The organism is Streptomyces sp. NPDC058246, assembly GCF_042881985.1.
Lineage (GTDB): Bacteria > Actinomycetota > Actinomycetes > Streptomycetales > Streptomycetaceae > Streptomyces.
In genome coordinates, this window is record NZ_JBHVWZ010000023.1 from 55,589 (window position 1) to 79,442 (window position 23,854).

Here is a 23,854-nt window from a genome sequence, read left to right on the forward strand (position 1 = left end):
AACACTCTCACGTCATGGAGCGAGGTAATCGCCTGGGCGATATCGAGATCACCGACCCGAAGACCATGCGTGCGCTGGCGCACCCGGTGCGGCTGGCAATCCTCGAGCGCCTGCAACGGCACGGGCCCGCGACGGCGACGCAGCTGTCACCGGACGTCGGGGCCACGCCGTCCGTGGCCAGCTGGCATCTGCGCCACCTGGCGGGCTTCGGACTGGTCCGGGATGCCGAGCCCGGAACGGACCGCCGGGAACGCAGGTGGGAGGCCGCGGCACGAGGGTTCCGGTTCGAGGTGCCGGAGGACGAGGAGGGCCAGTCCGCCGCACGGGTGCTGTCCCGGCAGATGTTCGCCCATTCCGCCGACCTGCCTCATCGGTGGGTGACCGAGACCGAACCCGGACTGGATCCTGCGTGGCTCAGGCTGGCGGGGCTGGCCAATACCCGCGTCGTGGTCTCCGCCGAAGAACTCGCGACCATCGAGGACGCGATCGAAAGCGTCCTCGCTCCCTACGTGACGCGCGATCCGGCCCAGCGGCCGAGCGGTGCCCGTGGCGTCCGACTCCTGCGCTACCTCCTCCCGGAGGGCGAAGACGAGCAGACAGGCGAGCCCGCATGAACGCCCCGCAGATGTCACTGTGGCGGGACCGACGGTTCCTTAGGTTCTGGGCCGGGCAGTCGGTGTCGCAGTTCGGCGACAGGATCTCCGAACTGGCGCTACCCCTGATCGCCGTGGCGGCGCTGCACGCCTCGGCCAATCAGGTCGCGTGTCTGACCGCGCTGGCCTGGGCCCCGAATCTCCTCGCCATCGTGCTGGGCGCCTGGGTCGATCACCGGGTCCACAAGCGTCGCCTGATGGTCCTCGCCGATCTGGCACGCGCGTGCGTGCTGCTCACCCTGCCGGCCGCGTACCTGCTGAGCGCCGTGACCCTCGGTCACCTGTACGCGGTGGCGTTGCTGACCGGCGCCGCAGGGGTGCTGTTCAACATCGCCTATCCGCCCTTCTTCGCCCACCTCGTGCCACGCTCGTCATACGTCGACGCGAACAGCAAGCTCAGCACCAGCCGGTCCGCCTCCTACGTCGCCGGCCCCGCCATCGGCGGCGTGCTCGTCCAAGCCCTGACCGCGCCCGTCGCCGTGATCGCTGACGCCCTGTCCTTCCTGGCCTCTGCGGCCCTGCTCGGGCCGATCCGGGTCGACGAATCAGCCGTTGCTCCCGGGGAGGCGGCAGGGCCTTCACTGCTGCGCCGTGCCAGAGAGGGGCTGGCCTTCGTGGTTCGTCACCCGGTGCTGCGAGCGAGCCTCGGCTGCGCGACCACCGTCAACTTCTTCACTTTCGTGTCGGGCACCGGCCTGACCGTGCTCTTCGCCGACCGCGTGCTCGACCTGTCCGCGGGGACCATCGGACTGGCGCTCGGCATCGGATCGACCGGAGCTCTTTTGGGCGCGGTGGCAGCCCCGAGGATCTCGCGACGGATCGGCGTGGGACGAAGCATCGCGGTCGGCGCGGTACTGTTCCCAGCCCCCATCGCCATCGCCGCCGCCGCGAGCGGTCCCATGTGGGCCCGGGCAGCGGCCCTGGGCGCCGCGGAGTTCCTCGCCGGAATCGGCGTCATGCTGTTCGACGTCAACCTCAACTCCCTGCAGACCGCAGTGATCCCAGACGCCATGCGCAGTCGCGTGGCCGGTGCCTACAGCACGGTCAACTACGGCATCCGCCCCGTCGGTGCCGTCGTCGGAGGCGCGCTTGCCACCCTCATCGGCCTCAGGGCAACCCTGATCACGGCCGCCGCCGGAGGGGCCCTGTCGCTGCTGTGGCTGCTCCCCTCACCCGTACCGCGCGTCCACTCGCTGCCCCCGGACGCTTCGCTCCCCGCCGATGGCGGCACCGAGCCGGAAGCCGACCAGTACCTCGATGACACGCGGGCCGACCTTCCGGCCGCCCAGCCCCTCCAAGAGGGCGAAAGCCGCTCGTCAGGCAGCGCTCCTTGGTGACCACGTCTCAAACGCGGTCTCAAGGGCGCGGCGTCGGTGGCTGCAGGCCGAAGGCGGCGGTGTTCAGCGAGCGCCGCATGGCCAGCGCGATCGGGCGCTCGACGAATCGATGCGCGAGGTACGACAGCAGGATCAAGATGCTCACCGTTACCCCGACGAGAGTCGAGGGGGCGACCCGATCGCCGTAGTGGTGCGCGACGGTCATTCCCAACGTGTCGTGCAGCAGGTAGAGCGGGAAGGTCATCGCACCCGCGACGGTCAGACCGCGCCAGCGGATCCAGCGGGTCCAGCCGAGCGCGATGGCGCCGACCAGCAGGAAGAACACCGTGGTCACCAGGACCAGCCAGCCGCGCCACGGCGACCAGGTGTCCCAATTGTTGCGACCGCCGTGGGGTGCCAGCAGGAAGTGCAGCGCCAGCAGCCACGACATGGCGACGATCCCCCACAGCAACGGCGTCGGCCGATAGCGGTACATGAGGTAGAAGGCCATGCCCGCGATGAAGTACGGGGCGGACGTCGGGTTCACGATCAGCGTGAGCAGCGGGATGTGTGCGCTGGGCGCCAACACCGCGGCGACCGTCCACAGCCCGCAGAAGATCACCACCCGCTGGTGGGTGAGGCCCTTCCACACCACGACCGCGAACGTGAGGTAGAAGCAGAGTTCCGGCCAGAGCGTCCAGTAGACCGGGTCCAGGTTGGTCACGCCGAGCGGGGTCTGCAGCATCGTGAAGTTCGCGAAGAGAACCCGAGGGTTGGGGTGCCCGAACGGGCTGTCGGCCAGGTAGATGACGCACGCCGACACCACGATCGCGACCCAGTACATCGGATACAGACGGGTGACGCGCGAGATGAAGAAGTCACGCGGCGTGCGGCCCCACGCGCTCATGCAGATGACGAAGCCGCTGATCAGGAAGAACAGATCGACGCCGAGCCGTCCGAAAGCGAAGTAGCCGTGCAGCGCGGGGAAGGTGCTCTGGTAGGGGCGCCCCCAGACGACAATCATCGCCTGGGGAGTCTGGCCGACGAAGTGGAAGAGCACCACCGACAGGGCCGCCAGGAATCGCAGCCCGTCCAACGCGGCGAGACGGTCCTTGCGGGCGACCGGCCCGGCCGCGATCACCCGCGTCGCGGCGGCCGTGTGCGGCAACGGCACCTCCTCCGCGACAGCCCCCTCGTTCTCCCGTCGCGTGGCCACGCCGGCCGATCCCGTGCGATCCGCCTGGGTCATGCGTCCCCCGTTCCAGGGTCGTCCTTTTGCTGACAGGGCCCGGAACCCGATCACATGCCCGACGGGCAGATGACGAGGTTGCCGGCTGTCCTTCTCAGGGCGGATCACGGCACCGTCGTGGCCCACACATGGCCCGTACCCAATGTCAACGGTGAAATACGGGGCCGCCGGAGTGAGACAGTCCGCATGGAGCAGTCATCTCCCCCCGCCGACGAGGTTCTGGTTGACGCACGCCTCAATCCCGTCTTCACCTGGACGGGCGACGGTCCGGCGCGGGCAGGCGCCACGCACGGGGATGCCGTGGCCTGGCCCGCAAGGCGGCGCCCCCGCCGGGCTCGATCTTGCGCGGGCGGCGCACCTCAGTGCGGCCCTCCAGCACCCGGCAGGCGCTCCGCCACGCATTGGCGGGCCGCGATGCCCTCGCCGCCGAGGACTTCGACGGTGCGGGCGGCCGGGCCGTGCGCCCGGCCATCCGGACCGCCGACTCGACGGAGTTCATACGTTCTGCGCGCGCCGCACCGAACACGTGTTTCCTTGCCGGTTCACGAGGGCAGGAGGTTCACTGGTCGCATGACGACCTTCGCCACCACGCGGACGGGCTTCTGGCCCTCGCGTCGTGTCCATGTGTTCGACGGGTTCTGTCGCACGGCGATCTGACCGCCTGGTACGGGCGGATGACACACGCCGTATCCGCCTTCCGCACAACACCCTCCCGCGCGCATGAGAACCGAGGTCCGCCATGTCCACGACCGATGAACTCCTCGCAAACAACGCCCGCTACGCCGAGACGTTCTCCGGCCCGCTCCCGCTGCCTCCCTCGAAACAACTCGCCGTCGTGGCCTGCATGGACGCCCGGCTGAACGTGTACGCGATCCTCGGCCTGAACGAGGGTGAGGCCCACGTCATCCGCAACGCGGGCGGCGTGATCACGCAGGACGAGATCCGTTCGCTCGCCATCAGCCAACGTCTCCTGGGCACCGAGGAGATCATCCTCATCCACCACACGGACTGCGGCATGCTGACCTTCACCGACGACGGCTTCAAGGACGCGGTCCAGGAGGACACCGGGATCCGTCCGCCGTGGGCCGCGGAGGCCTTCGGCGACCTGGACACGGACGTCCGGCAGTCGATCGCGCGCATCCAGGCCGACCCCTTCATCGCACGCAAAGACCGCGTCCGGGGCTTCGTCTTCGACGTGGCCACCGGCAAGCTCAACGAAGTCCAGTGACAATGAGGAACGACCTCACGCCGGCGCCCCGGGCGGACCCTGTGTGAGCGGCGGCCCCGTACACACACCTGACAAGAAGCCGTCACACACGGTCCGGAATGCCTGGTCGGGCAGCCGGGGTTCTCACTGACATGACTGTTGGAGTGGCACTCAACGCGTCCGAGGCGGAGAACCAGGTCGACACCGCCGTACAACTGGCACACGAGGCCGCGGCCTCCGGCCTGCGGTCGGCCTGGTTCGGGCAGACCTTCGGCGCGGATTCACCACAGCTCGCGGCGATCGTCGGGCGGGAGGTGCCGGGGCTTCACGTGGGCACCTCCGCGATCCCCGTCTTCGGCCGCCACCCGCTCCTGGTCTCCAGCCAGGCCCAGACCGCCCAGGCGGCCACTCACGGGCGCTACCACCTCGGGCTGGCCCTCGGCACCAAGCTCCTGACCGAGAGCGGCTTCGGTATCCCCTTCGAACGGCCCATCGCCCGTCTGCGTGAGTTCCTCACCGCTCTGCGGCAGTTGACGCAGAGCGGTACGGCCGACTTCCACGGCGAGTTGCTCACCGCCGTCACTCCGATCCCCGCGCGCGTACCGGGGGCCGAAGGGGGTGTTCCTCTGCTGGTCGCCGCGATGGGGCCGCAGGCCCTGCGTGCCAGCGGTGAGCTGGCGGACGGCATCCTCCCCTACCTGGCGGGACCGCGCGCCCTGAGCGAACACATCGTTCCGGCCCTGACCGCGGCGGCGGAGGCCGCGGGTCGGCCCGCGCCCCGGATCGTGGCCCTGGTGCCCGGCGTGGTCACGGACGATGTCGACGCCGTACGTGCGAAGGCCACCGAACAGCTCGCGTTCTACGAGCAGATCCCGTCCTACGCGCGGGCCATCGAAGTCTCCGGCGGCCGACGGGCCTCCGATCTGGCCGTGATCGGCGATGAGAAGACGGTCGCGGCCGAAGTGCGGCGCTATCGGGACGCCGGGGCGACAGAGGTGGTGTTCTCGGGCACCGAGATCGCGGGAGATACGGACCGGCGGCGCACCTGGGCGCTCCTCGGGGAACTGGCCGGTTGACGACATGCCGACCGCCTCCCGGTCGTCAGCCCGCCCGTCCCCGGCGGCGGTGCCCACCTTGGCGCAGCACACGACTCCCCCGCCGCGCACCGTAGTTCGTGAACGGTGAACCCGGCTCGACCCGGCCCACGACACAGCGCCGGTACCGCTGGGCCCGCTCGACCACGACTGCCGACAGCGGCACCTCTCCACCGAAGACCCTCACACCACTCCGAGGCCGAGCCTCGCGAAAGAAGGAGTGCCCATGACCGTTCAGCTCACTACGACGGACCTCCAGGCCTTCACCCGGGACTGGCAGGAGTGGTACCGCGGGCAGGAGGCGCGGCTCGCCGATCCGCACGGATTCCTGGCGATCACCGGCCTGCACTGGCTCGACGACCGGCCGCAGCGATTCCCGGACGCACCGGGCGCCTGGTGGACCGACGCCGCCGGGGTCACCGTAGCCCTCGACGACGGCGAGGAACTCGTCGTGGAGGGAACGCCGGTGCGCGGCGAACACCGCTTCGGAGTGCTGCCCGAGCGTGGTGGCGTCGACGCGGTCTGGGGCGATGCCGTGATCGAGGTGGCCAAGCGTGGCGGACACGACATCGTCCGGCCCCGGCATCCGGACGCGCCGTTGCGCACCGCATTCGCCGGTACACCCGCCTACGCACCGGATCCCCGCTGGGTGGTGACTGGTCGTTACAGCGCCTTCGACGAGCCGCGTCCGACGACCGTGGGCGCCGCGGTCGAGGGACTGGAGCACGTGTACGACGCACCGGGCCGGATCGAATTCGAACTCGAAGGACGCCCCTTGGCCCTGACCGCGTTCCCCGGACGGGGGCCCGGCCGGCTGCTGGTGCTCTTCACCGACGCCACCTCCGGGGTGACCACCTACGCCGCCAACCGGAGCCTCTCTCTCGACCCGCCGGCCGCCGACGGCACGGTCGTCCTCGACTTCAACCGCGCGGCGAACCTGCCGTGCGCCTACACCGACCTGGCCACCTGCCCACTGCCACCGTCGGAGAACCGGCTGCCGGTGGCCATCGAGGCCGGGCAGAAGACGCCCCGTGAGCGGGGCGGGGTCTGAACGTCGTCCCAGCGACACGTTCCTCGACGACCGGTCAGCGCCGGCTGAGAGGCGTCCGGCCGTCGCGGCCCGCTCGGTCAGGAGTCGCGCGGGCGAGGGCTGCGCCACGGGCGAGGGCCCGACGGCGCCGGCCGTTGCCCCCCACGAGAACGGCGCCAGTCGGGCTCGGGCAGCTTCGAGGAGACGTACACCGACCAGAACTGCGCGCCGACTCCTCCGGCGCGCAGCCGGGGCAGGTCGGTGTGCAGGTCCGGGCGGCCGTCGGCGAGGCCCTCGATGCTGTAACCGGAGCGGGCGCGCAACGCCACGGGCAGGTCGTTGTGCCCGTCGAAGACAGGGGTGCTGCTGAGCACCTGCTCGACCACGTCCGCCGCGATGTCGGTGTCGGTCATGGGCTGGCCACTCCTTCGTCGAGGGCGTCGAGGGCGTCGAGGGTCAGGTCACGGCGGCGGGCCTGCCGGACCGGGTCGGGGACGGGCAGGGCGGCGACCAGCCGCCGGGTGTAGTCGTCCTGTGGGCTGCCCAGTACCTGGGCCGTGGAACCGGTCGCGGCGATCCGGCCGCGGTGCAGGACGACGACGCGGTCGGCTACCTGCTCGACCACCGCGAGGTCATGGCTGATGAACAGCGCCGCGAAGCCCGGTTCGCGCTGCAGTTCGGTGAAGGGGTCGAGCACCTTCGCCTCTGATCCAGCCGCGTTCCCGTGCCCGCGCCGTGCGGCACGGCGCCACGTACGCGCATCGGGGCCTCCGCCGGTCCGGGACTGATCGCTTCCGCCGGAGGCGGCGCCCGTGATCACCACCACCGGCTGCGGCCCCCGCTGCTCATCGCGGACGAACCCACCTCGGCCCTCGACGTGTCCCGCGCATGCAACAGCGCCACGTCCGGCTCGGCTCTCGCCACGTCCGACTCTCGCCACGTCCGACCCGCGCCGCCTCCGGCGGCACCCGCCCTGGAATACCGTGTCCTCGTCGGGCATCGCGACGGTCTTCCGCTGTCGAAGCCCAGCTGCTCGACGCCAGACGGTCACCCGCCGCACTCCCGGCCACGTGACTGCTCCCGCCGCCCCGGAGGACGGCCCCGCCCACGCCGGCCTTCGGGGAGGCCGCGGGATCAGGAGCTCAGATGGTCATGCGGCATCTTCCACCTGCCGCTGCGCCACAGGACGACGTGGGTGCCCCGCCCCTGGCGGGCGGATGCCGCCGCCTCGGCCGGTGCCGCGTTCTGCTGGAGCTGCTTGCCGGACTTACGACACCGTCGAGCACCGGACGCCACGGCGCCGGCCTCGGCGCCCCGTCAGGAACGTGTTGCCGGGGCGACGCGGCGGCGGTGCGCCCGCTGCCGACAGGTTGCGCCGCAGTAGCGTGCGGGGCGGCCAGTGGTCCGGGCATCGAGCCGGGCACCGCACTCCTCGCACTGCGGGGCTGCGTGAAGCGTCCCGGTCGCGTCACGAAACCGGCGCCCTTCCGTGACCGGTACGGGATCGCGCGGCACGGGATTCCGCAGGCACTCCAGCGCCAGGTGCACCATGCGGGTGCCGTCGGCCCGGTCGCGGTGGGCGGCCCGTATCGTCGCGCACCCGACGGTGAGCGCGGCGACATCGTCCGGGCTGACGTCGGTGCGGACCCCGCCGGCCTGCTGAGCCGCACGGAGCAGTTCGTCCAGTACCTGACGGAAGCGTCGTGCCGACGCGGCGAGGCTCGGGCGCGGCCAGCTCGTATCCGTGGTCACGGCTTCACAGACGTACCTGCGTCCATAGGACTTGTCGACGACATCGAGGAGGAATCCGAAGAAGGCGGCCGTAGGAGCCGTTCGGGCCGCCCACAGTCGAGCGGCGGCGACCAGGTCGTCGACATGCTGGACGAGTACGGCCTCGAGGAGGATCTCCTTGCTGGGGAAGTGCCGGTACACGGTGCCGGTGCCGACCCCCGCCTGGCGTGCGATCTCGCCGAGCGAGACGTCGAGGCCGTGATCGGTGAGCGCCCGAGCGGCGGCGGCGAGCACCTTCGTGCGGTTACGGCGCGCATCGGCTCGACCGGCGTCTTGAAGAGCTGTGGTCATGTCACGTAATCCCTTGTCCGTCGCACTCAACCGGGTGGAGCATTCCACATCGACCCCGGGCCCACGCCGACCGTGCCCACCGAGACTCCCGGGGCGGAGGACGAGATGACCACTCAGCCCGCACACTCCACTGCCGCGCCTGGCGGGCGCCTCGGTGACCGCCTGGTTGTCGTGACCGGTGCGACCGGCCGACAGGGCGGCGCCACCGCACGTCGTCTCCTCGCGGCCGGCAGGCCGGTACGTGCGCTCGTGCGTGACACGACCGCTCCGGCCGCCACGGCCCTGGCGGCCGCCGGGGCCGACATCGTCCGCGGCGACTTCGACGACCCGTCGAGCCTGCCGGCGGCTCTGGAGGGAGCCGCGGCACTCTTCGCCGTGCCGCCCGTGGCGTACGGGCCCGCCGGCACCGACGTGGAGCGGGAGTTCGCCCGCGGCCGTGCGCTGGCCGATGCCGCCTCCGACGCGGGAGTCGAGCACGTGGTGTTCACCGGCGTCGCGTCCACACCGAATCCTTCGGCCGCTCTCTCGGGGAAGATACGTATCGAGGACTACCTTCGCGACCGGATTCCGTCGGTGACCGCACTGCGCCCGGTGCGGTTCATGTCGAACTTCCTCGCGTCGTCCGCCATCGGCGTCGACGGCATCGCCAACGGCGTGCACCGGCACATCTTCCCGGCGGACGAACCTCTCCAGATCATCGCGGTGGAGGACATCGCGGAATTCGCCGCGCTGGCCTTCGACCAGCCGGACCGGTTCGCCGGCCGGACCCTGGAACTGGCAGGGGACGCCCCCACCCCGACCGAGGCGGTCACCGCGATCAGTGAAGCCACCGGTGCCGCGGTGCGCTACGAGCGACTCACCCACGCCGAAGCCGCCGCGCTCAACCCCGAGATCGCCCGGGTCAGGGAACGGTGGGCGTCCGGCGCGCGCTGGCAAGCCGACATAGAGGTGCTGCGCGTCGTCCACCCCGGGCTGCGCACCTTCGCCGACTGGCTCGCGGAATCCGGTGCCGCCCTGCTGCGGACCCGACTCCTCGGGACCGCCTAGAACCTCGCGAAAGCGCTGGTCCCACCCACTCGTCGAGGGCTACGACGGTCCACGACCCGGCCGTCCAGGAGTGGCTGACGACCACGCGCGCGGGCAGTCCACGCGCACACGTTGATCCCGCCGGGATGGCGCCGACGGCCCACCCTGCGAACGCGATGTTTCCGTTCTGCGAACAGGACGCCGTGACCGAAGAAACGGTCGCGTCGACCGCGGCCTTCTTGCCGCGGGGAGCCAGGCACCCGGCACCCGGCACCCGGCACCGGGCACCCGGGCGCGTGGCTCCCGGCACCCGGCGTTCGCAGCAAGTTGCCGCACTTGTACGCGAACTCAGCGGTCGGTAAAGGTTGTTCAGGCCACCGCGGCCGTCGTCCCGGCCGCGGTCTCTGGCCGCGGCCCCACGCGCCTCGCCAGTCTGGAGGTGCTGGCTCCCTTCGGCCGGGTCGCCTTCTACGGCGAAGCCGCTCGCCACCCCGACCTGAACCTGCCGCTCCTCCCCCTGTGGAAGAACAATCGCGCGCTGACCGGCTACAACATCGGTGACGTCTCCCGACGTGCCCCGACGTGCTGCGTACGCATGGTCTGGCGGCCCTGGAACTCGTCGCCTCGGGAAGCGTGCACATCGATGTCACCGACATCCTTCCGCTGGCCGCCGCGGCCCAGGCCCATGAGCGGATGCAGGCGGGACGCAACGTGGGGAAGACCCTGCTGGCCGTATGAACAGAGGAACAACGGCCGTGCGGCCCGGTGTCTCAGTCGGGTGCCGCGGCCGGAGCATCACGGGTGGGCGGAGCGGGCTGCGGCTGGGAGGCCGGAGCCATCGGCTGCCTCTTCGAGGGGCGGAGGCCGCCGAGCAGCAGCCGTCTCGCGGGGCGCTCCACCGCCTCGTACAGCACCCAGGACAGGCCGAGGGACACAGTGAACGCGACGGCCGTGGCGGCCAGCCCCGCCGGCACACCGAAGCGAGGTGAGGTGCCGAGCACATTGGTGCCGGCGCGCAGCACCAAAAGGTGGATCATGTAGAAGGCGAACGAGAGTTCCCCCAGCCGCACCAGCCGCCGGTGCCGCCACAACGAGGGCAGACCGCGCAGGTCCGCGACGGCCGCTGCCGGGATGAGCAGGCTGAAGCCGATGACGGTGCAGGTGGTGGCCGAGTAACCGGCGGTGACCTGCGGGACGAAGAAGTAGCCGATGATCGCCAGAGCGAGTGAGGCTTCCAGGCCGGGTCCGCGCCACCGGCCGAGGAGCACCAGCCGGGCGACGGACGCGCCGAGGACGAACTCCGGCAGACGCGCGGCGGGCAAGGAGTAGAGCGGTTGGCGCAGCCAGTGGTGCGCGTCCACCCAGGCCAGTACCAGTACGGCCAGCACCGACGCCCCGGCCAGTGCCGTCGCTCCCCGGGCGCCGAGGCGACGCAGCAGGAGCGCCAGCAGCGGGAAGGCGGCGTAGAAGAAGGCCTCGCAGGCCAGCGACCAGCTGACCGGATCCAGCGTCTGCCACCACGGCCGCCACCAGGAATGGACCAGCAGGACATTCGCCAGTCCCTGACGCAGCGTCGGCTTCGCCTGATGGGCCAGCGTGTATGCCATGAGCAGCGCAACCCCGGCAGTGACCAGATGCACCGGCAGGATGCGGGCAATGCGCCGCCGCCAGAAGGTGAGTGCGCGGTCGTTCGGTCGCGTGGACCATGCCAGTACGAAACCGGACAGCATGAAGAAGAACGACACTCCGGCTGCGCCTGCCCCGAATCCCCACCTCAGGATGCGGTCGCCGGCAGCGCCGAAGTAGCGGAAGTTCTGCACGTGCAGTCCGAAGACCAGTAGCGCGGCCACCCACCGCAGTCCGGTGAGGGAGGGCAGTGCGGGCAGTAAAGCGGGAGGCGGATGTGCGGTGCTGGTCGCAGTGGCGGTGTCGGGCGGCGTCCGGGGCGCCTTGGTCGCCGTCGTCATCGAGTCACCTGTCGCGGGAGGTACGTGTGGGGCATGAAAGGGTACGTTGCCATTTCGTCACCTTTCATTCGGTCACATTGGCAACATCACACCGGTGCCGACAAGCACCGCCGACCGCGCGCCTTGGACGCCTGGGCGAAACTGTCCTCGAACAGGCCGCCGCCACCGGACGCAGGCCCACCGTCCTCGCCGTCGAACGGCTGCTCGGGACCGAGGAGGTCATCCAGCAGCTCACCCCGGAAGACTCCGCACTGCCCCAAGGGGCCACCGGCGTCCCGCTGCGCACCCATGCCCGCCCGCCCCCGAGCCGGTCAGGAACCCCCTCCATGTACGCACGACCATGACGGGCCGGTTTGCGGCGCCCTGCCGCGGCGTCCAGACGTTGAGGGTGACACACGAGGCCTCACTTGCCGGGCGGCCGAGCGGGGCGCGGCCCGGCGTCGTCCGCCGGACCTGCCCCGCTGTCTTCGTGTCCGGTGCGTGCTACTTCGGGGCGACGGCCCAGGCGAGGTCAGGCAGGTAGCTGGGCGCGGTAGTGAAACCGGACAGCTTCTTGCCGTTGTAGGCGAACAGTCCGTCCATGCGCAGCACGGAGACGAACCACGCCTGGTCGACGACGTAGCGCATCGCGTCCTGGTACAAGGCCCGCTGCTCGTGCGGGGAGGCGGCGTTCGCCTTGGCGAGCATCTTGGTCAGCTTGGGATCCGATGTGGCGTAGGGGTTGAACGCGGTGGGGTGCGGCAGCATCCAGTCCAGGGCGAGCGTGTACGTGGGTGCGCCGCCGTAACCGAAGCCGAGGACCGGGTACTTCTTCGATGTGGCGGAGGCAAGCCACTGCCCGACGCTGGTGTCGGTGGTGACGTCGGCCTTGACGCCGATCTTCTGCCATTGCTGGACCACGGCCTGTGAGACGAGGTCGATGCCGAAGAAGCCCTGGGCCTCCATCTTCAACGAGAAGCCGTGGGGGTATCCCGCCTCTGCCAGGAGCTTCTTGGCCTTCGCCGGGTCGTAGGGGTAGTGGTTGTCGTAGTCGTCGACGAAGCCGTCGAGGCCGGGCAAGGAGATCTGGTCCGTGGGGTGGCCATGTGTCTGTACGACGGCCTTGGTGATCGCGGCTCGGTCGACGGCGTAGTTGAGGGCCCTGCGGACGCGCACGTCCTTGAGGGGCGCGGCGAGAGTGCCGTTGCGGTCGGCGAGGTTGACGCCGAGGAATGCGTTCGGGGTGCCGGTGACCTGGAGTCCGCCCGCCTTGGCGGTGTCGACCTGGTTGGCGTTGATCGCCATGGCGTCGGCCTGACCCGTCTTCACCGCCTGAAGCGCGGAGTTGGGGTTGGCGACGACCTTGATGACCACCTTCTTCCAGTGGATCTTCTTCTTGTCCCAGTAGTGGGGGTTGGGCGTGTAGGTGTAGTGGTCGCCCGTCGCGCTGTGGGCCGTGTCCAGTAGGTACGGGCCCGCTCCGAAGGATCTGGTGCCCATCGCGCCCGGTGAGGCCAGTCCCTTGGGGCTGATCGCGGAGCCGATCATGAGTACCTGGGTCAGAAGCTGGGGCAGGATGGGGTTCGGACTGGAGCATCGGATGCGCACGGTCAGGGGTCCGGTCGCGGTGACCGAACTGATGGCCGAGGTCCAGGAGACGTTCAGACCGTTCTTGCGGCTGTAGTTGAGGGACGCCGCGATGGCCTTGGCATCCAGCGGGGTGCCGTCGGCGAACTTGAGGCCCTCGCGCAGCGTGAAGTCGAAGACCTTGTTGCCGGTGCCGACATATCCCCACTTCGTCGCCAGGCCGGGCCCGGTCTTGGCACCCGGGCCCTGTCGGAGCACCGTGTCGTAGGCGAGGTTGATGAACCAGTTGTCCGAGCCGACGTTGGCTTTGGCGGGGTTGAGACTCGCGGGCGCGCCGGCCGATACGACGGTGAGGGTGCCCCCGTGAGCGCCGCTTCCGGAGCTGGTGGAGCCCGATCCGCTGCATGCGGTGCTCGCCGCCGCAAGCGCGGCGACAGCCGCCAGAACTGCGGTTATTCGCTGTCTGCGCATGGTGCTTCCTTACGTTCCGGGCCGCTGGGGGCGGACTCGAGTTCCTTTGTGTCAGCTGTGCGGGGCCTGGGCAGCCCGTGGAGTTCCGTGGAGCGATGGCAGGCGACGCTGCGGCCGCCTTCGGCGCCGTGCTTCCGTCCGTCCGGGAACGGCGCCGGTTCGGGCCGTTCGCGGTGGCACAGGTCGACGGCGTGTGGGCAGCGGTGGGCGAAGGCGCATCCGGCGTCGGTCGGAACACCCGAGACCCGTTTGGCCTCCCGTGCCGACCTGCGGATCCGCTGGAGGCGGGGGTCCGGTTCGGGCACCGCCTCCAGCAGCATCCGGGTGTAGGGGTGCACGGGATCGCCGTACACCTCGTCGGCGGGACCCGACTCCATGACCTGTCCGCGGTAGAGCACGACGATGCGATGCGACAGGTGGCGCACCACGGGCAGGTCGTGGGCGATGAAGAGATAGCTGAGGGAGAGTTCCTGTTGCAGATCGGCGAGCAGGTTCATCACCTGTGCCTGGATGGAGAGGTCGAGAGCGCTGACCGGCTCGTCGCAGATCACCAGGCGTGGATGGAGCATGAGTGCCCGGGCGATGGCGATCCGCTGGCGCTGACCGCCCGAGAACTGTCCGGGAAAGCGCTGAGCGGTGTCGGCCGGCAGGCCCACGCGTTCCAGCATCGTCGCGATGCGCTCGGTGACGCCTTTGCCGTCGGTCCCGCCGTGCGCCCTGAGCGGCTCGGCCAGGGTCTGTCCGATGGTGCGGGCCGGGTTGAGGGAGGAGTAGGGGTCCTGGAAGACCACCTGTAGCCGGTCGCTCAGAGCGCGCCTGTTTCTGGGCGAGGCGCGCGTGATGTCGTGTCCCTCGAACTTGATGCGCCCCGAGTGGACCGCGCTGAGTCCAAGGACGGCGCGGCCGAGTGTGGATTTACCCGAGCCGGACTCCCCCACGAGGCCGACGGTCTCGCCTTCGGCGATGGCCAGTGAGACACCGTCCACGGCACGGAACGGTGGGGTGCGGCGGCCCTGACGGAACTGGACCACGAGTTGGCTGATGTCCAGGAGGGGCGGCTGGGTCATGAACGGCTGCCTTCCGCGAGGAGCTGCTGGTCGTGGACGCAGCGCGTGAGCCGGTCGAGGGCCGGCGCCGTGAGCAGGACCGGACGCTCGGTGCATGTGTCGTCGGCGAGATGGCAGCGGGCGGCGAAGCGGCAGCCGGTCGGCCAATTGCCGGGGGCCGGGACGGTTCCCGGGATAGTGGGCAGCGGTTCCCCGCGGCGTGCCAGGTGGGGATTGGCTCCCAGCAGACCCGCGGTGTAGGGGTGAAGCGGCCGGCTGAACATCTGCTGCACCTCGGCCTCCTCCACGACCTGACCGGCGTACATGACCACTGAGCGGTGGCACAGGTCCGCGACAACTCCCCAGTCGTGGGTGACGATCAGCACCGCCATGCCGGTCTGCTCCTGCAGCGTGCGCAGCAGAGTGAGGATCTCGGCCTGCACAGTGACGTCGAGTGCGGTTGTGGGCTCATCCGCGATCAGAAGCTCGGGATCGCCCGCGAGAGCCAGGGCGATGGCGACCCGTTGCGCCATGCCGCCGGACAGTTGGTGGGGGTAGCGTTTCGCCACACCGGCGGGATCGGGGATGTTGACCATCTGCAGGAGCTCACTCACCCGTTCCCGAGCCGCGCGGCGATCGCAGTCCTGGTGCCTGCGCACCGCCTCGGCGAGCTGGTCGCCGACCGAGTAGGTCGGATCGAGAGCGACCATCGGCTCCTGTGAGACGTAGGCGATGCCGGTGCCGCGGACATGCTCCAGGGCGCGGGGAGCACCGACGAGGTCGACTCCGTTGAAGAGCACCTGCCCTTCGGTGATCTCGCCACCTCCCGGTACTAGGCCGAGGATGCCCAGCGAGGTGACCGACTTCCCGCACCCCGACTCGCCGACCAGGCCGACGGTCTCCCCGGCACCCACGTGGAAGCTGACGCGTTGCACCACGGGGGTCCCGATGGCGATCGACAGGTCGCGCACCGTCAGCAGCGCTTCCGTGTCGTTGTCGTCGACGGCACGCCGCGCGCGCTCCTTCGCGGCCGCCGCGGCAGAATCGCTGGTCGCCGCAAGGGACTTGGGCCGCCGATCCCGCCGGCGCAGTTTCGGGACGGACCAGTTCTCCGTTGCCGCGTCCCTGATGGCGTCGCCCAGGATGGCCAGTGCCATCACCGTGAGGACGAGCGGGACACCGGTGGGTACGAGCATCCACGGCGCGCGGTCGATGTTCTGGGAGGCATCGGCCACCAGACCTCCCCAGGAGGGGTTGGGTGGTTGGGCGCCCAGGCCCAGGAATCCGAGGCCGGACTGGATGACGACGACGACCGCCGCGAACAGCGAGGACTGGACGATGACCGTGCTGGCCAGCCGGGGCAGGATGTGGCGGCGCATGATCTGCGTACGGCGCAGTCCCGCCACCTGGGCCGCGGCGACGTAGAGCTCTTCACGGATGCCGAGGGTCTGGGATCTCAGCACCCGGGTGAGTCCGGGGCTGCCCAGCACGCCGAACGTGATCATCGCGGCGTGGAGGTTTCCCGGGAAGACCGAGAGCACCACGAGGACGATGATGATGCCGGGGAGAGCGAAGAGCAGATCCGCGCTCCGCGTGACGAGCCAGTCGATCCATCCCCCGAGGAATCCGGCCGCCAGGCCCGAGCTGACCCCGATCAGGAGGTACACGGTCAGGGCCTCCGCCACGGCCAGGAGTGTGGAGCGGCCGCCGAAGAGCAGTCGGCTGAGCAGGTCCCGGCCGAGGTTGTCGGTGCCGAGAGGGTGATGGCCAAAGGGGCCGGCAAGGACATGGCTCAGGTCCTGGTCCAGGGGGCTGTAGGTGCAGACGGCGGAGGCCGCGAGCGTGGCCACGGTGAGCAGGACGAGCCAGCCGAGTGACACCGCGCCTGCGGGACGGCACAGCACGCGGGCCATCAGTCCGGGGCTTCGGGCAGCCTTGCCCGCATCCAGGGCGGGGAAGAGTTTCATGAGGTACGCACCCTCGGGTCGAGTCGGCCGTAGGCCAGATCCACGAGCAGGTTGACCATCACCACGAAGACGGTGATGCAGAGAACGGTTCCCTGGATGACGGGGATGTCGTGCTGGATGGTCGCCTGCTGGGTGAGGCTGCCGAGCCCGGGCATGGCGAAGACGGTCTCCACGAACACGGACGCGGCGAGCAGACTGACCAGCACGACGCCGAGGACGGTGACCACGGGCAGGGCGGCGTTGCGCAGCACGTGCCGGTAGAGGATCGAGCGCCGGGAGAACCCGTTGGCCTCCATCACCCGGATGAAGTCCCGGTTGAAGGTGTCCAGCACCGAGTCGCGTGTCTGTTTGGCGATGATGGACACCGCGCTCAGCGACAGCGACAGGACGGGCAGGACGAGAGAACGCGCCCACGCGGCAGGGTCGTCCGCGAAGGGAACGTAGCCGGTGACGGGGAACCAGCGCAGTTTCACGGCTCCGACGGCAATCAGCACGAGCGCGAACCAGAAGGCCGGCACCGCCAGGCCGACGAGTGACAACCCGTCGACGAGTTTCACCAGGATTCCGCCGCGCCGCGCACTCGTCAGGCCGAGCGCCACTCCGAGGATGCCGGATACCAGGGTCCCTACCGTGATCAGGGACAGGGATACGGGTACCCGGCCGCCGAGCACGTCGGTCACTGCCTCACCGCTGAAGAGTGAGGATCCGAGGTCGCCGTGGAAAACGCGCATCAGCCAGTGCCCGTACTGGACGGGCAAGGCGTCGTCCAGGCCCAACTGGCGCCGAACCGCCTCGTATTGCTCGACGGTCGCGTGTTGCCCGACGATCGTGCGAGCCGGATCCCCCGGCACCAGGGACACCAACACGAAGGTCAGTGCGGAGACCAGAAACAAGAGGGGGATCGACGACAGCAGTCGCCTTGCCACCAGCCGCAGAATTGCCATGCTCACCTCACCGTGAGTTGTGCAACTGATCGGACGTACAGGTCACTTCGGCGCCTGACCGGAGCACGCGAAGTGCTCTCGGGCTCTCGAACTTGGAAGACAGGCCTGGTGGTCGGGGGTCGCAACGATGCGATCCGAACCGGCGGAGAGAGGATGAAGGACCGCCGAACACCGCGGGGGTCAGGGCGGGAGGATGTGGCCGTGAGAGCGAGACACATGGAGCCGGCCCACAAGGCGGAGCCACGGCGGGGTTCGCACAACTCCCCGGCACGGTGGCTGGTTCCACCGCCGGGAAGGCACGGCACCTGAGCCGAACGCTATAGCGAACTTCTTCCGATCGCCAGATATTCACTATAAACATTGAGTAACACGCCCGCGGTCACCTTCCCCCTTGCCCGATCACAGCTCCGCATGGACACTGCTTACACGTGTTAACAGCGAGTCGTCCAGGGGGCGGAATGAAGTTGTACGTGCAGGAGCAGGGCGACGGCGACCGTACGGCCGTGCTGATCCACGGGGGCATGGCCGATCACGGCACATGGCACGCCGTCACGTCACACCTGGTGCGTCAGGGTTATCGGGTGCTGGCCCCCGACCTCCGCGGCCATGGCCGCAGCGCGCGCGGCGCCTACCGTCCGGCGGCGCTTGCCGAGGACCTCACGGAAAGCCTGCCGACCGGTGCGGACATCGCCATCGGGCACTCTCTCGGCGGACTCGCTCTGGCTCTTGCCGTCGGGCAGCTGGCACCGCGGCGCGTTGTCTACTCGGATCCGGGGTTCGGCCTGAACGGCATGGACAACAGCGTCCCGAAGGGCCTGCGCGCGATGGTGGACCAGGCGAGCCGGGAGAGCATCCAGCGGGCGAATCCCCGATGGTCAAAAGCGGATGTCAAGGCGGAACTCGCCGGCTTCGCGCTCTTCGACCGCGCTTTCCTGACCCACATCGAATCGTTCGACGGCGACTACCTGCCGGCGCCGCCGGCCGTGCCCTCCCTCGTGCAGCTGGCCGATCCCAGCCTGACCATCGACGCCGCGACCGCCGAGCTGCTGCGAAGCCGCGGGTTCGAGATCACCGTTGTGGCCGGGGCGGGACACTGCATTCACCGCGACGACTTCCAGGGTTTCATCGAGTCGCTGAGGGGCTGGATCTGATCACACAAGTTACACGTTTTAGCAGCCGGATCGTGGTGTCACCGGCCCGGTCCGGGCGCGCTACGGACACCGCCGTGCGCGGCGATCGCCTCAGAAACCCGTCACTTTCCGTACATGCTCCAGGCTCGGCGCGGCCAGGACGCCGTGCAGGTGCTGGAAGACCCGCCGGGCAGCCACCGCGTTCCAGTCGTCGGGGAGCAGTTCAGCGGGAAGACCGGGGTCGAGATAAGGCAGACGCCGCCACTGCGTGAGCATGGGGACGTAGTGGCGGAACGCCTCTCCGGCATCGATGTCCTTCTGCTCCTCCATGGACCGCAGGACCGGGCTGTAGGCGTCGGTGAAGGCCGCGTACTGGTCCTCGATCGCCGGAAAGTCCCACCACGCGCTCACCGTGGTGCGCAGATCGCTGAAGGCGGCGTACTGGGAGGTGAACAGGTGGACGTAGTCGCTGAGTTCGAGTCGCTCCAGCATGGTGCGGGCGGGTTCCAACAGCCGAGCCGGCGCCAGCCAGATCCCCGGCCCCATGTTTCCGAAACCGAGCCAGGTCAGCCGCGTACGCAGCTGGTAGCGGTAGGTGCGCTCCGACTCCGGTACGGAGAACACCGCCATGACCCAGCCGTCCTCCAGCGCGGCGGGCGCCAGGCTTTCGAAGATGCGGCGGTCGCCCTCGTCGAAGACGGGATGCATGCCGGGGCTGAGGCGGTACCCCGTGCCTGAGCGGCGCTCGGGGACGAGGACGCCTCGCTTCTTCAGCCGGGAGATTGCGGAGCGCACCGCCTGACTGTCCACACCGAGGTCCCCCATCAGCACGATCAGATCGGCGATGGAGATCCACCCGCCGAGCCGCCGGACGAATGCTCCGTAGACCGTGTTGATGAGGGAGCTTGGCCGAATGGAGCTGTCCACGTGATCGCCTTCCGTCGTGTGCGGTGGCGATCCTATCGACCGGTACGGCCCCCTTCCCGTGTCGGGTGGTTCCGCTGCCCGGGTCATTCCCCGCTGGTGGAGCCACCGGACTTGAGTGGCGCCTGCGCATAGGCTCCGGACAGCAGATGCCCCGCACCGGGAGCCACTGCCGGAAGTCCGAGCGCCCGCAGCATCTGGTGGGCGGTGCAGATCGCCGCGGAGACCACGGGCTTGCCCAGCAGTTGCTCGGCCTCCTCGACGGCTCCCAGGGACGGCATCTGGACACACGCCGACAGCACGACGGCGTCGGCGTCCGCGTGGTCGAGCGCGCGGGCGAGGCCGGGCAGCCTCGCCGGATCGTGGGCGGCCACGTCGAGGTTGTTGGGGATCTCCAGCGCCTCGTAGTCCAGGACTTCGATGCTTTCGTGGGTGAGGTAGTCCACGACCGTCTGCGTCAGGGGACGCATATAGGGCGCGAGCAGGGCGATCTTCCTGGCGCCGAGGGTATGCAGACCGTGGACGAGCGCCCCGGCACTGGTGACGACCGGCGCCGGGGCTCCGTTCTCGACCGTACGGCCGTACAGGCGTTCCTCGGACGTGCGGTGGTACCCCAGGCCCATGCTCATGATGGCGACCAGACAGGCGTAGCCGAGGACGTCGACATGGGCGTCGGACAGTTCCAGGGCGCACCGGTCGGAGTCCGCGTCCATGGCTTTGAGCTGCTCGGGCGTGACGTGCGTCATGCGCATCCGGCTGGAGTGGAAGGTGAAGCGTTCCGGCGCGATGGTCTCCCGGGCGCGCAGGATGGCCGGCACCTCGGTTTCCATGGTGACGTTGGAGCTCGGAACGATCTGGCCGATCCGATACGTACGTGAGGCCAAGGGGAATCTCCTGAGGGACGTGACAGGGGTGGCGCGCGTCAGCGCGCGTCGACGACGGGGTTGCTGAGCGTGCCGATGCCCTCGACGGTGGCCTCGACCGTGTCACCGGGCACGAGGAACTGCGGCGGGACCATGCCGGCGCCGACCCCGGAGGGGGAACCGGTGGCGATCACGTCGCCGGGCTCCAGCGTGACGCCGGAGGTGATGTCGGCGATGAGCCGGGCGATCGGGAAGAGCATGTGGCGGGTGTTCGACTTCTGCTTGGTGACGCCGTTGACCCGGAGTTCGAGGTCGAGCGACATGGGGTCGGCGATCTCGTCGGCGGTGACGACGGCGGGGCCGAAGGGCGCGTAGGAGTCCTGCCCCTTGGAGAAGAACCACTGTCCAGAGCGGCGCTGGTCACGGGCGCTGATGTCGTTGACGATGCTGTAGCCGAAGACGTACGAGAAGGCGTCGTCCTCGCTGACCCGGAAGGCGGTGCGGCCGATCACGACGGCCAGCTCGCACTCCCAGTCCAGCTGGTCGGTGAGATCGGCGTTGTGCAGGATCGGCCGGCCGGGACCGGTCACGGCGGTGGACGGCTTGCTGAACAGGACCGGCCTCGTCGGCAGTTCCGTGTCGGTGTCGAGACTGCGGTTGGACTCCTCGACGTGCTCCACGTAGTTCAGGCCGACACCAATGATCTTGCCGGGGCGCAGCGGAGCGCACAGCGCCACCTCGTCCAGCCGATGGCGGACATCGGCAGGCCAGGCGACCGGATCGGTGGCGAGCAGACGCCGCGCGGTCTCGTTGGCGCTGTCGCCGGCCCGGACCAGGGACAGCAGGTCCTTCGGCAGTTCCTCGTCGTGAAAGGCGGCCAGGGCGGACAGGTTGATGACGCTCTCGTCGATCTGGGCGCCGAGCCGCGCGGGACCGTCGTCGAGGCTGTAGGTGATCAAGCGCATGGGAACTCCTTGGGCGATGGGTACGGATGGCGGGCGGGAGAGGCGGTGGCGAAGGTCAGGTCTCTTCGCCACCGCCCCGTAACCGGGGACGGCGCGGGGCGACCATGGCCGTCCTCGGTCGCGCCGCTGTCTCACCGCCGGTGTCAGGGCCGGTGGTGGTGACGTGGACGCGGTCTACGCGGTGGGCTGGTGCCCTCCGTTGTCGGGGTAGGCCTCTTCCCGGTGGAAGCCGAGCGAGCGCATGACGGGGAAGTCGTTGAACGAGAAGAGGCAGGCGTCGTCGCTCTGGTCGAGGTTGCTGTGCTCGTGCCATGCCCAGGAGGGGACGCAGAAGATGTCGCCCTCCTTCCAGGCGAACCGCTTCCCGGCGATCACCGACTCGCCGCGGCCCTTGGCGACGGTGTAGATCACCGAACCGGTGTGCCGGTGGGCCTTGGTGGCCTGGCCGGGACGCAGCAGCTGCAGGTGCGCGCCCATGGTGGGCATGACCGAGCCGCCGGTGACCGGGTTGGTGTACTCAGCGATCACACCGTCGTAGGGGGAGCCGTCGGAAGCCTGGGCCAGATGGCGCAGGGCCTCGTAGGTCGGCTCCCACGGGTAGGCGAGCAACGGGGAGTAGGGGCGAGTCCACTTCTCCACGCCGTACGGCAGGAGGTTGGCGCCGTAGGTGAGCACGGAGGAGTTGATCACCTTTCCGGGCTGCTGGTAGAGCTCCGGGTGGACTTCGTAGAAGCCGGCGTCCAGGGCGTTGACGAGGGGGATGTCGAGGCCGTCCTGCCAGATGACCGGACCGTCGTCGGACTCGTTGCCGTGCTCGTGCCAGGTGCCGTTGGGGGTGATGGCGAAGTCGCGCGGCCCGACCCTGAGCTTCTGTCCGTCGACGATGGTCCAGGCGCCGGTGCCCTCGTGCACGAAGCGCAGCGCGGCTGCCTGGTGGCGGTGGGCGGTCATCGCCTCTCCGGGGCCCATGATCTGCAGGCCGGTGTAGAGCAGTCCGACGGCGGCGCTGACGTCCTTGCGGCCCGGGTTGACGAGCATGACCACCCGCCGGCCGGCATCGTCGGCCTTGACCAGGTCGAGTGCCTTGTGCACCAGGGGGCGCAGCTCCTCGTACCGCCACAGGACGGGTACGGACTTGGGCTGCGGGTACCAGGGTTCGATGTCGTTGGCGACGGTCCACAGGGCGCCGGCGTCCAGTTCGGCGAGTTCACCGTAGTAGGCGGTGAGTTCGGGGGTGTCGGACACCCGGGCCCGCCCCAGTTGGTTGTCGTCGTATGCGGTGGTCATGCGTCGGTCTCCTTCGTGGTGTCGGTGCCGTCGGTCGGCGGCGGGAAGTGATGGGCCGCGGGCTCCCTCATGAGGTCGGCGGTGAAGGTCACCGGGCTGCGGGGGGTGTTGTCCACATGGAGCTGGAAGACGTCGAAGCGGTTGTAGTGGCCGACGATGTCGTGCATCTGCTTGGGCTGGATGCACTTGGTCAGGTCGATCTCGGCGTAGACGATGCCTTCGTCGTCGACGAGGGGTTCGGTCACGGGCCTGCCGTCAGGTCCGAAGACGCCCGACAGCGCGCTGCGGGGGCGGGCGAGCATGCGCCGTACCTCTTCGTCGTCACCGGCGACGGTGTCGACGATCTCCGGTGAGATCGTCGAGCAGGCGACGACGGAGAAGACCTTGCCCTCGAAGCTGTGCGCGGCGGTGCGTACGGCGATGGCGTCCGCCATGTCGTAGTCCTCGGGCGCCACCGGCAGCGCGATGTAGCCGGCGGCATGGACCAGTTCGCCCTGCGCCAGGAGCGTGAAGCGGGCGAGGGTGTTGGTGTTCTCACCGCAGGCCAGAACACCGAGAGGCCCGATCGGGGTGTCGTGGACGCGCAGCGAGCTGCCGTCGCCGCCGGTCCAGGTGAGCTTCTCCGCCCAGGTGGGCACCAACTTGCGGTGCACCCCGAGCAGTTGCCCGTCGGCCCCGATGGTGAGCAACGTGTTGTAGAGGACGCCCAGGCTGTGCGGGCCGCGCTCGTTGACGCCGATCACGACGACGACGTTGTGCCGGCGGGCCGCCGCGCACAGCGTGTCCACGTGGGGGCCCGGTACGTCGATGGACGCGCGGTAGAGGCGTTCGAACCAAGGGGAGCCCTGGACCGGGTTCATCGTCCAGTTCCAGTACGGGTAGCCCGGGACGAACGCCTCGGGCAGGACGACGAGCGAGGCGCCGTTGCGCGCGGCCTCCTCGATGAGCGCGACGGCCTTGTCGACGGTCGCGGCCGGGTCGAGGTAGACGGGGGCGGCCTGGACGGCGGCGGCGGTGAAGCGGGGAAGGTTGTCCACGGGTTCCTCCTGGGTCCGGGGGTGCCCTGG

Annotated in this window: 23 protein-coding genes; 8 read left to right on the plus strand and 15 right to left on the minus strand. The window is 69.6% G+C overall.

Features of this window, described 5'->3' with window-relative positions; all coding sequences use genetic code 11:
- Positions 1 to 14: 14 nt before the first annotated feature.
- Together ACFVXA_RS28295 and ACFVXA_RS28300 are read left to right on the plus strand one after the other, a co-directional pair.
- Entirely contained in the window at positions 15 to 614 is a 600-nt protein-coding gene (locus ACFVXA_RS28295) for an ArsR/SmtB family transcription factor (RefSeq protein WP_383901503.1), read from the plus strand.
- The gene (locus ACFVXA_RS28300) at positions 611 to 1,990 is read left to right on the plus strand and encodes an MFS transporter (RefSeq protein WP_390027339.1); all 1,380 of its coding nucleotides are present in this window, start codon (positions 611 to 613) and stop codon (positions 1,988 to 1,990) included. The genes ACFVXA_RS28295 and ACFVXA_RS28300 overlap by 4 nt, the downstream gene beginning before the upstream one ends.
- A gap of 19 nt (positions 1,991 to 2,009) precedes the next feature.
- Here the strand turns inward: ACFVXA_RS28300 and ACFVXA_RS28305 are convergent, their stop codons facing one another.
- On the minus strand, positions 2,010 to 3,218 hold the full coding sequence (locus ACFVXA_RS28305; protein ID WP_390027341.1) for an acyltransferase family protein: 1,209 nt from the start codon (positions 3,216 to 3,218) through the stop codon (positions 2,010 to 2,012).
- Positions 3,219 to 3,957: 739 nt separating this feature from the next.
- On the opposite strand from ACFVXA_RS28305, the gene ACFVXA_RS28310 reads away from it, so the two are divergent.
- From ACFVXA_RS28310 to ACFVXA_RS28320, 3 genes are all read left to right on the plus strand, one after another.
- Positions 3,958 to 4,446, plus strand: coding sequence for a beta-class carbonic anhydrase (locus ACFVXA_RS28310; protein ID WP_389747083.1), 489 nt, complete (start codon positions 3,958 to 3,960; stop codon positions 4,444 to 4,446).
- 131 nt (positions 4,447 to 4,577) lie between these two features.
- A complete protein-coding gene (locus ACFVXA_RS28315; protein WP_390027343.1) occupies positions 4,578 to 5,501 on the plus strand; it encodes an LLM class F420-dependent oxidoreductase in 924 nt (307 codons plus the stop codon).
- Positions 5,502 to 5,745: 244 nt separating this feature from the next.
- On the plus strand, positions 5,746 to 6,570 hold the full coding sequence (locus ACFVXA_RS28320) for a DUF1684 domain-containing protein (protein ID WP_383736828.1): 825 nt from the start codon (positions 5,746 to 5,748) through the stop codon (positions 6,568 to 6,570).
- A gap of 77 nt (positions 6,571 to 6,647) precedes the next feature.
- Here the strand turns inward: ACFVXA_RS28320 and ACFVXA_RS28325 are convergent, their stop codons facing one another.
- The 3 genes from ACFVXA_RS28325 to ACFVXA_RS28335 form a co-directional block, all read right to left on the minus strand.
- A complete protein-coding gene (locus ACFVXA_RS28325; RefSeq protein ID WP_390027346.1) occupies positions 6,648 to 6,962 on the minus strand; it encodes a membrane dipeptidase in 315 nt (104 codons plus the stop codon).
- Positions 6,959 to 7,246, minus strand: coding sequence for a hypothetical protein (locus tag ACFVXA_RS28330; protein ID WP_362022862.1), 288 nt, complete (start codon positions 7,244 to 7,246; stop codon positions 6,959 to 6,961). The genes ACFVXA_RS28325 and ACFVXA_RS28330 overlap by 4 nt, the downstream gene beginning before the upstream one ends.
- A gap of 620 nt (positions 7,247 to 7,866) precedes the next feature.
- Positions 7,867 to 8,631 (minus strand): TetR/AcrR family transcriptional regulator, encoded by a 765-nt coding sequence (locus ACFVXA_RS28335; RefSeq protein WP_390027348.1) that lies wholly within the window; start codon positions 8,629 to 8,631, stop codon positions 7,867 to 7,869.
- Between the two features lie 105 nt (positions 8,632 to 8,736).
- Between ACFVXA_RS28335 and ACFVXA_RS28340 the strand changes: the two genes are divergently transcribed.
- Both ACFVXA_RS28340 and ACFVXA_RS28345 read left to right on the plus strand, forming a co-directional pair.
- The gene (locus ACFVXA_RS28340; RefSeq protein WP_390027351.1) at positions 8,737 to 9,678 is read left to right on the plus strand and encodes an NmrA family NAD(P)-binding protein; all 942 of its coding nucleotides are present in this window, start codon (positions 8,737 to 8,739) and stop codon (positions 9,676 to 9,678) included.
- Between the two features lie 561 nt (positions 9,679 to 10,239).
- Positions 10,240 to 10,395 carry a zinc-binding dehydrogenase gene (locus tag ACFVXA_RS28345; protein ID WP_389747076.1) on the plus strand — a complete coding sequence of 52 codons (156 nt, stop codon included), beginning with the start codon at positions 10,240 to 10,242 and terminating at the stop codon, positions 10,393 to 10,395.
- A gap of 32 nt (positions 10,396 to 10,427) precedes the next feature.
- On the opposite strand, the gene ACFVXA_RS28350 is transcribed toward ACFVXA_RS28345, so the two are convergent.
- The 6 genes from ACFVXA_RS28350 to ACFVXA_RS28375 all read right to left on the minus strand — a co-directional run bounded on the left by ACFVXA_RS28350 (position 10,428) and on the right by ACFVXA_RS28375 (position 17,618).
- Positions 10,428 to 11,624: an acyltransferase family protein gene (locus ACFVXA_RS28350; protein ID WP_383736840.1), complete on the minus strand. Its 1,197-nt coding sequence runs from the start codon at positions 11,622 to 11,624 to the stop codon at positions 10,428 to 10,430.
- An 86-nt stretch (positions 11,625 to 11,710) separates the two neighbouring features.
- Positions 11,711 to 11,914: a hypothetical protein gene (locus tag ACFVXA_RS28355; RefSeq protein ID WP_362022849.1), complete on the minus strand. Its 204-nt coding sequence runs from the start codon at positions 11,912 to 11,914 to the stop codon at positions 11,711 to 11,713.
- A gap of 193 nt (positions 11,915 to 12,107) precedes the next feature.
- Positions 12,108 to 13,661 carry an ABC transporter substrate-binding protein gene (locus ACFVXA_RS28360; protein WP_389464073.1) on the minus strand — a complete coding sequence of 518 codons (1,554 nt, stop codon included), beginning with the start codon at positions 13,659 to 13,661 and terminating at the stop codon, positions 12,108 to 12,110.
- Positions 13,643 to 14,728 carry an ABC transporter ATP-binding protein gene (locus tag ACFVXA_RS28365; protein WP_390027353.1) on the minus strand — a complete coding sequence of 362 codons (1,086 nt, stop codon included), beginning with the start codon at positions 14,726 to 14,728 and terminating at the stop codon, positions 13,643 to 13,645. The genes ACFVXA_RS28360 and ACFVXA_RS28365 overlap by 19 nt, the downstream gene beginning before the upstream one ends.
- Positions 14,725 to 16,674 carry a dipeptide/oligopeptide/nickel ABC transporter permease/ATP-binding protein gene (locus tag ACFVXA_RS28370; protein ID WP_390027356.1) on the minus strand — a complete coding sequence of 650 codons (1,950 nt, stop codon included), beginning with the start codon at positions 16,672 to 16,674 and terminating at the stop codon, positions 14,725 to 14,727. The genes ACFVXA_RS28365 and ACFVXA_RS28370 overlap by 4 nt, the downstream gene beginning before the upstream one ends.
- On the minus strand, positions 16,671 to 17,618 hold the full coding sequence (locus ACFVXA_RS28375; protein ID WP_383736851.1) for an ABC transporter permease: 948 nt from the start codon (positions 17,616 to 17,618) through the stop codon (positions 16,671 to 16,673). Before ACFVXA_RS28375 ends, ACFVXA_RS28370 begins: the two co-directional genes overlap by 4 nt.
- A 458-nt stretch (positions 17,619 to 18,076) precedes the next feature.
- On the opposite strand from ACFVXA_RS28375, the gene ACFVXA_RS28380 reads away from it, so the two are divergent.
- The gene (locus ACFVXA_RS28380; RefSeq protein WP_389752751.1) at positions 18,077 to 18,769 is read left to right on the plus strand and encodes an alpha/beta fold hydrolase; all 693 of its coding nucleotides are present in this window, start codon (positions 18,077 to 18,079) and stop codon (positions 18,767 to 18,769) included.
- A 90-nt stretch (positions 18,770 to 18,859) separates the two neighbouring features.
- Here ACFVXA_RS28380 and ACFVXA_RS28385 read toward each other — a convergent pair whose 3' ends face one another.
- From ACFVXA_RS28385 to ACFVXA_RS28405, 5 genes are all read right to left on the minus strand, one after another.
- Positions 18,860 to 19,675, minus strand: coding sequence for a PaaX family transcriptional regulator C-terminal domain-containing protein (locus tag ACFVXA_RS28385; RefSeq protein ID WP_362022832.1), 816 nt, complete (start codon positions 19,673 to 19,675; stop codon positions 18,860 to 18,862).
- 83 nt (positions 19,676 to 19,758) lie between these two features.
- On the minus strand, positions 19,759 to 20,502 hold the full coding sequence (locus ACFVXA_RS28390; RefSeq protein WP_390027425.1) for an Asp/Glu racemase: 744 nt from the start codon (positions 20,500 to 20,502) through the stop codon (positions 19,759 to 19,761).
- 92 nt (positions 20,503 to 20,594) lie between these two features.
- Positions 20,595 to 21,500 carry a fumarylacetoacetate hydrolase family protein gene (locus tag ACFVXA_RS28395; protein WP_390027359.1) on the minus strand — a complete coding sequence of 302 codons (906 nt, stop codon included), beginning with the start codon at positions 21,498 to 21,500 and terminating at the stop codon, positions 20,595 to 20,597.
- A 174-nt stretch (positions 21,501 to 21,674) separates the two neighbouring features.
- Positions 21,675 to 22,787, minus strand: coding sequence for a cupin domain-containing protein (locus tag ACFVXA_RS28400; RefSeq protein ID WP_384399591.1), 1,113 nt, complete (start codon positions 22,785 to 22,787; stop codon positions 21,675 to 21,677).
- Positions 22,784 to 23,824 (minus strand): carbon-nitrogen hydrolase family protein, encoded by a 1,041-nt coding sequence (locus ACFVXA_RS28405; protein WP_389752746.1) that lies wholly within the window; start codon positions 23,822 to 23,824, stop codon positions 22,784 to 22,786. Before ACFVXA_RS28405 ends, ACFVXA_RS28400 begins: the two co-directional genes overlap by 4 nt.
- Between the last annotated feature and the right edge of the window lie 30 nt (positions 23,825 to 23,854).

Coding starts and splice junctions, on each gene's coding strand:
- ACFVXA_RS28355 (WP_362022849.1), bottom strand. CDS start 11,914: ATGGGTGCGCAGCGGGACGCCGGTGGCCCCTTGGGGCAGTGCGGAGTC.
- ACFVXA_RS28370 (WP_390027356.1), bottom strand. CDS start 16,674: ATGAAACTCTTCCCCGCCCTGGATGCGGGCAAGGCTGCCCGAAGCCCC.
- ACFVXA_RS28365 (WP_390027353.1), bottom strand. CDS start 14,728: ATGACCCAGCCGCCCCTCCTGGACATCAGCCAACTCGTGGTCCAGTTC.
- ACFVXA_RS28315 (WP_390027343.1), top strand. CDS start 4,578: ATGACTGTTGGAGTGGCACTCAACGCGTCCGAGGCGGAGAACCAGGTC.
- ACFVXA_RS28335 (WP_390027348.1), bottom strand. CDS start 8,631: ATGACCACAGCTCTTCAAGACGCCGGTCGAGCCGATGCGCGCCGTAAC.
- ACFVXA_RS28340 (WP_390027351.1), top strand. CDS start 8,737: ATGACCACTCAGCCCGCACACTCCACTGCCGCGCCTGGCGGGCGCCTC.
- ACFVXA_RS28395 (WP_390027359.1), bottom strand. CDS start 21,500: ATGCGCTTGATCACCTACAGCCTCGACGACGGTCCCGCGCGGCTCGGC.
- ACFVXA_RS28380 (WP_389752751.1), top strand. CDS start 18,077: ATGAAGTTGTACGTGCAGGAGCAGGGCGACGGCGACCGTACGGCCGTG.
- ACFVXA_RS28350 (WP_383736840.1), bottom strand. CDS start 11,624: ATGACGACGGCGACCAAGGCGCCCCGGACGCCGCCCGACACCGCCACT.
- ACFVXA_RS28375 (WP_383736851.1), bottom strand. CDS start 17,618: ATGGCAATTCTGCGGCTGGTGGCAAGGCGACTGCTGTCGTCGATCCCC.
- ACFVXA_RS28305 (WP_390027341.1), bottom strand. CDS start 3,218: ATGACCCAGGCGGATCGCACGGGATCGGCCGGCGTGGCCACGCGACGG.
- ACFVXA_RS28325 (WP_390027346.1), bottom strand. CDS start 6,962: ATGACCGACACCGACATCGCGGCGGACGTGGTCGAGCAGGTGCTCAGC.
- ACFVXA_RS28310 (WP_389747083.1), top strand. CDS start 3,958: ATGTCCACGACCGATGAACTCCTCGCAAACAACGCCCGCTACGCCGAG.
- ACFVXA_RS28400 (WP_384399591.1), bottom strand. CDS start 22,787: ATGACCACCGCATACGACGACAACCAACTGGGGCGGGCCCGGGTGTCC.
- ACFVXA_RS28360 (WP_389464073.1), bottom strand. CDS start 13,661: ATGCGCAGACAGCGAATAACCGCAGTTCTGGCGGCTGTCGCCGCGCTT.
- ACFVXA_RS28295 (WP_383901503.1), top strand. CDS start 15: ATGGAGCGAGGTAATCGCCTGGGCGATATCGAGATCACCGACCCGAAG.
- ACFVXA_RS28390 (WP_390027425.1), bottom strand. CDS start 20,502: ATGGAAACCGAGGTGCCGGCCATCCTGCGCGCCCGGGAGACCATCGCG.
- ACFVXA_RS28300 (WP_390027339.1), top strand. CDS start 611: ATGAACGCCCCGCAGATGTCACTGTGGCGGGACCGACGGTTCCTTAGG.
- ACFVXA_RS28320 (WP_383736828.1), top strand. CDS start 5,746: ATGACCGTTCAGCTCACTACGACGGACCTCCAGGCCTTCACCCGGGAC.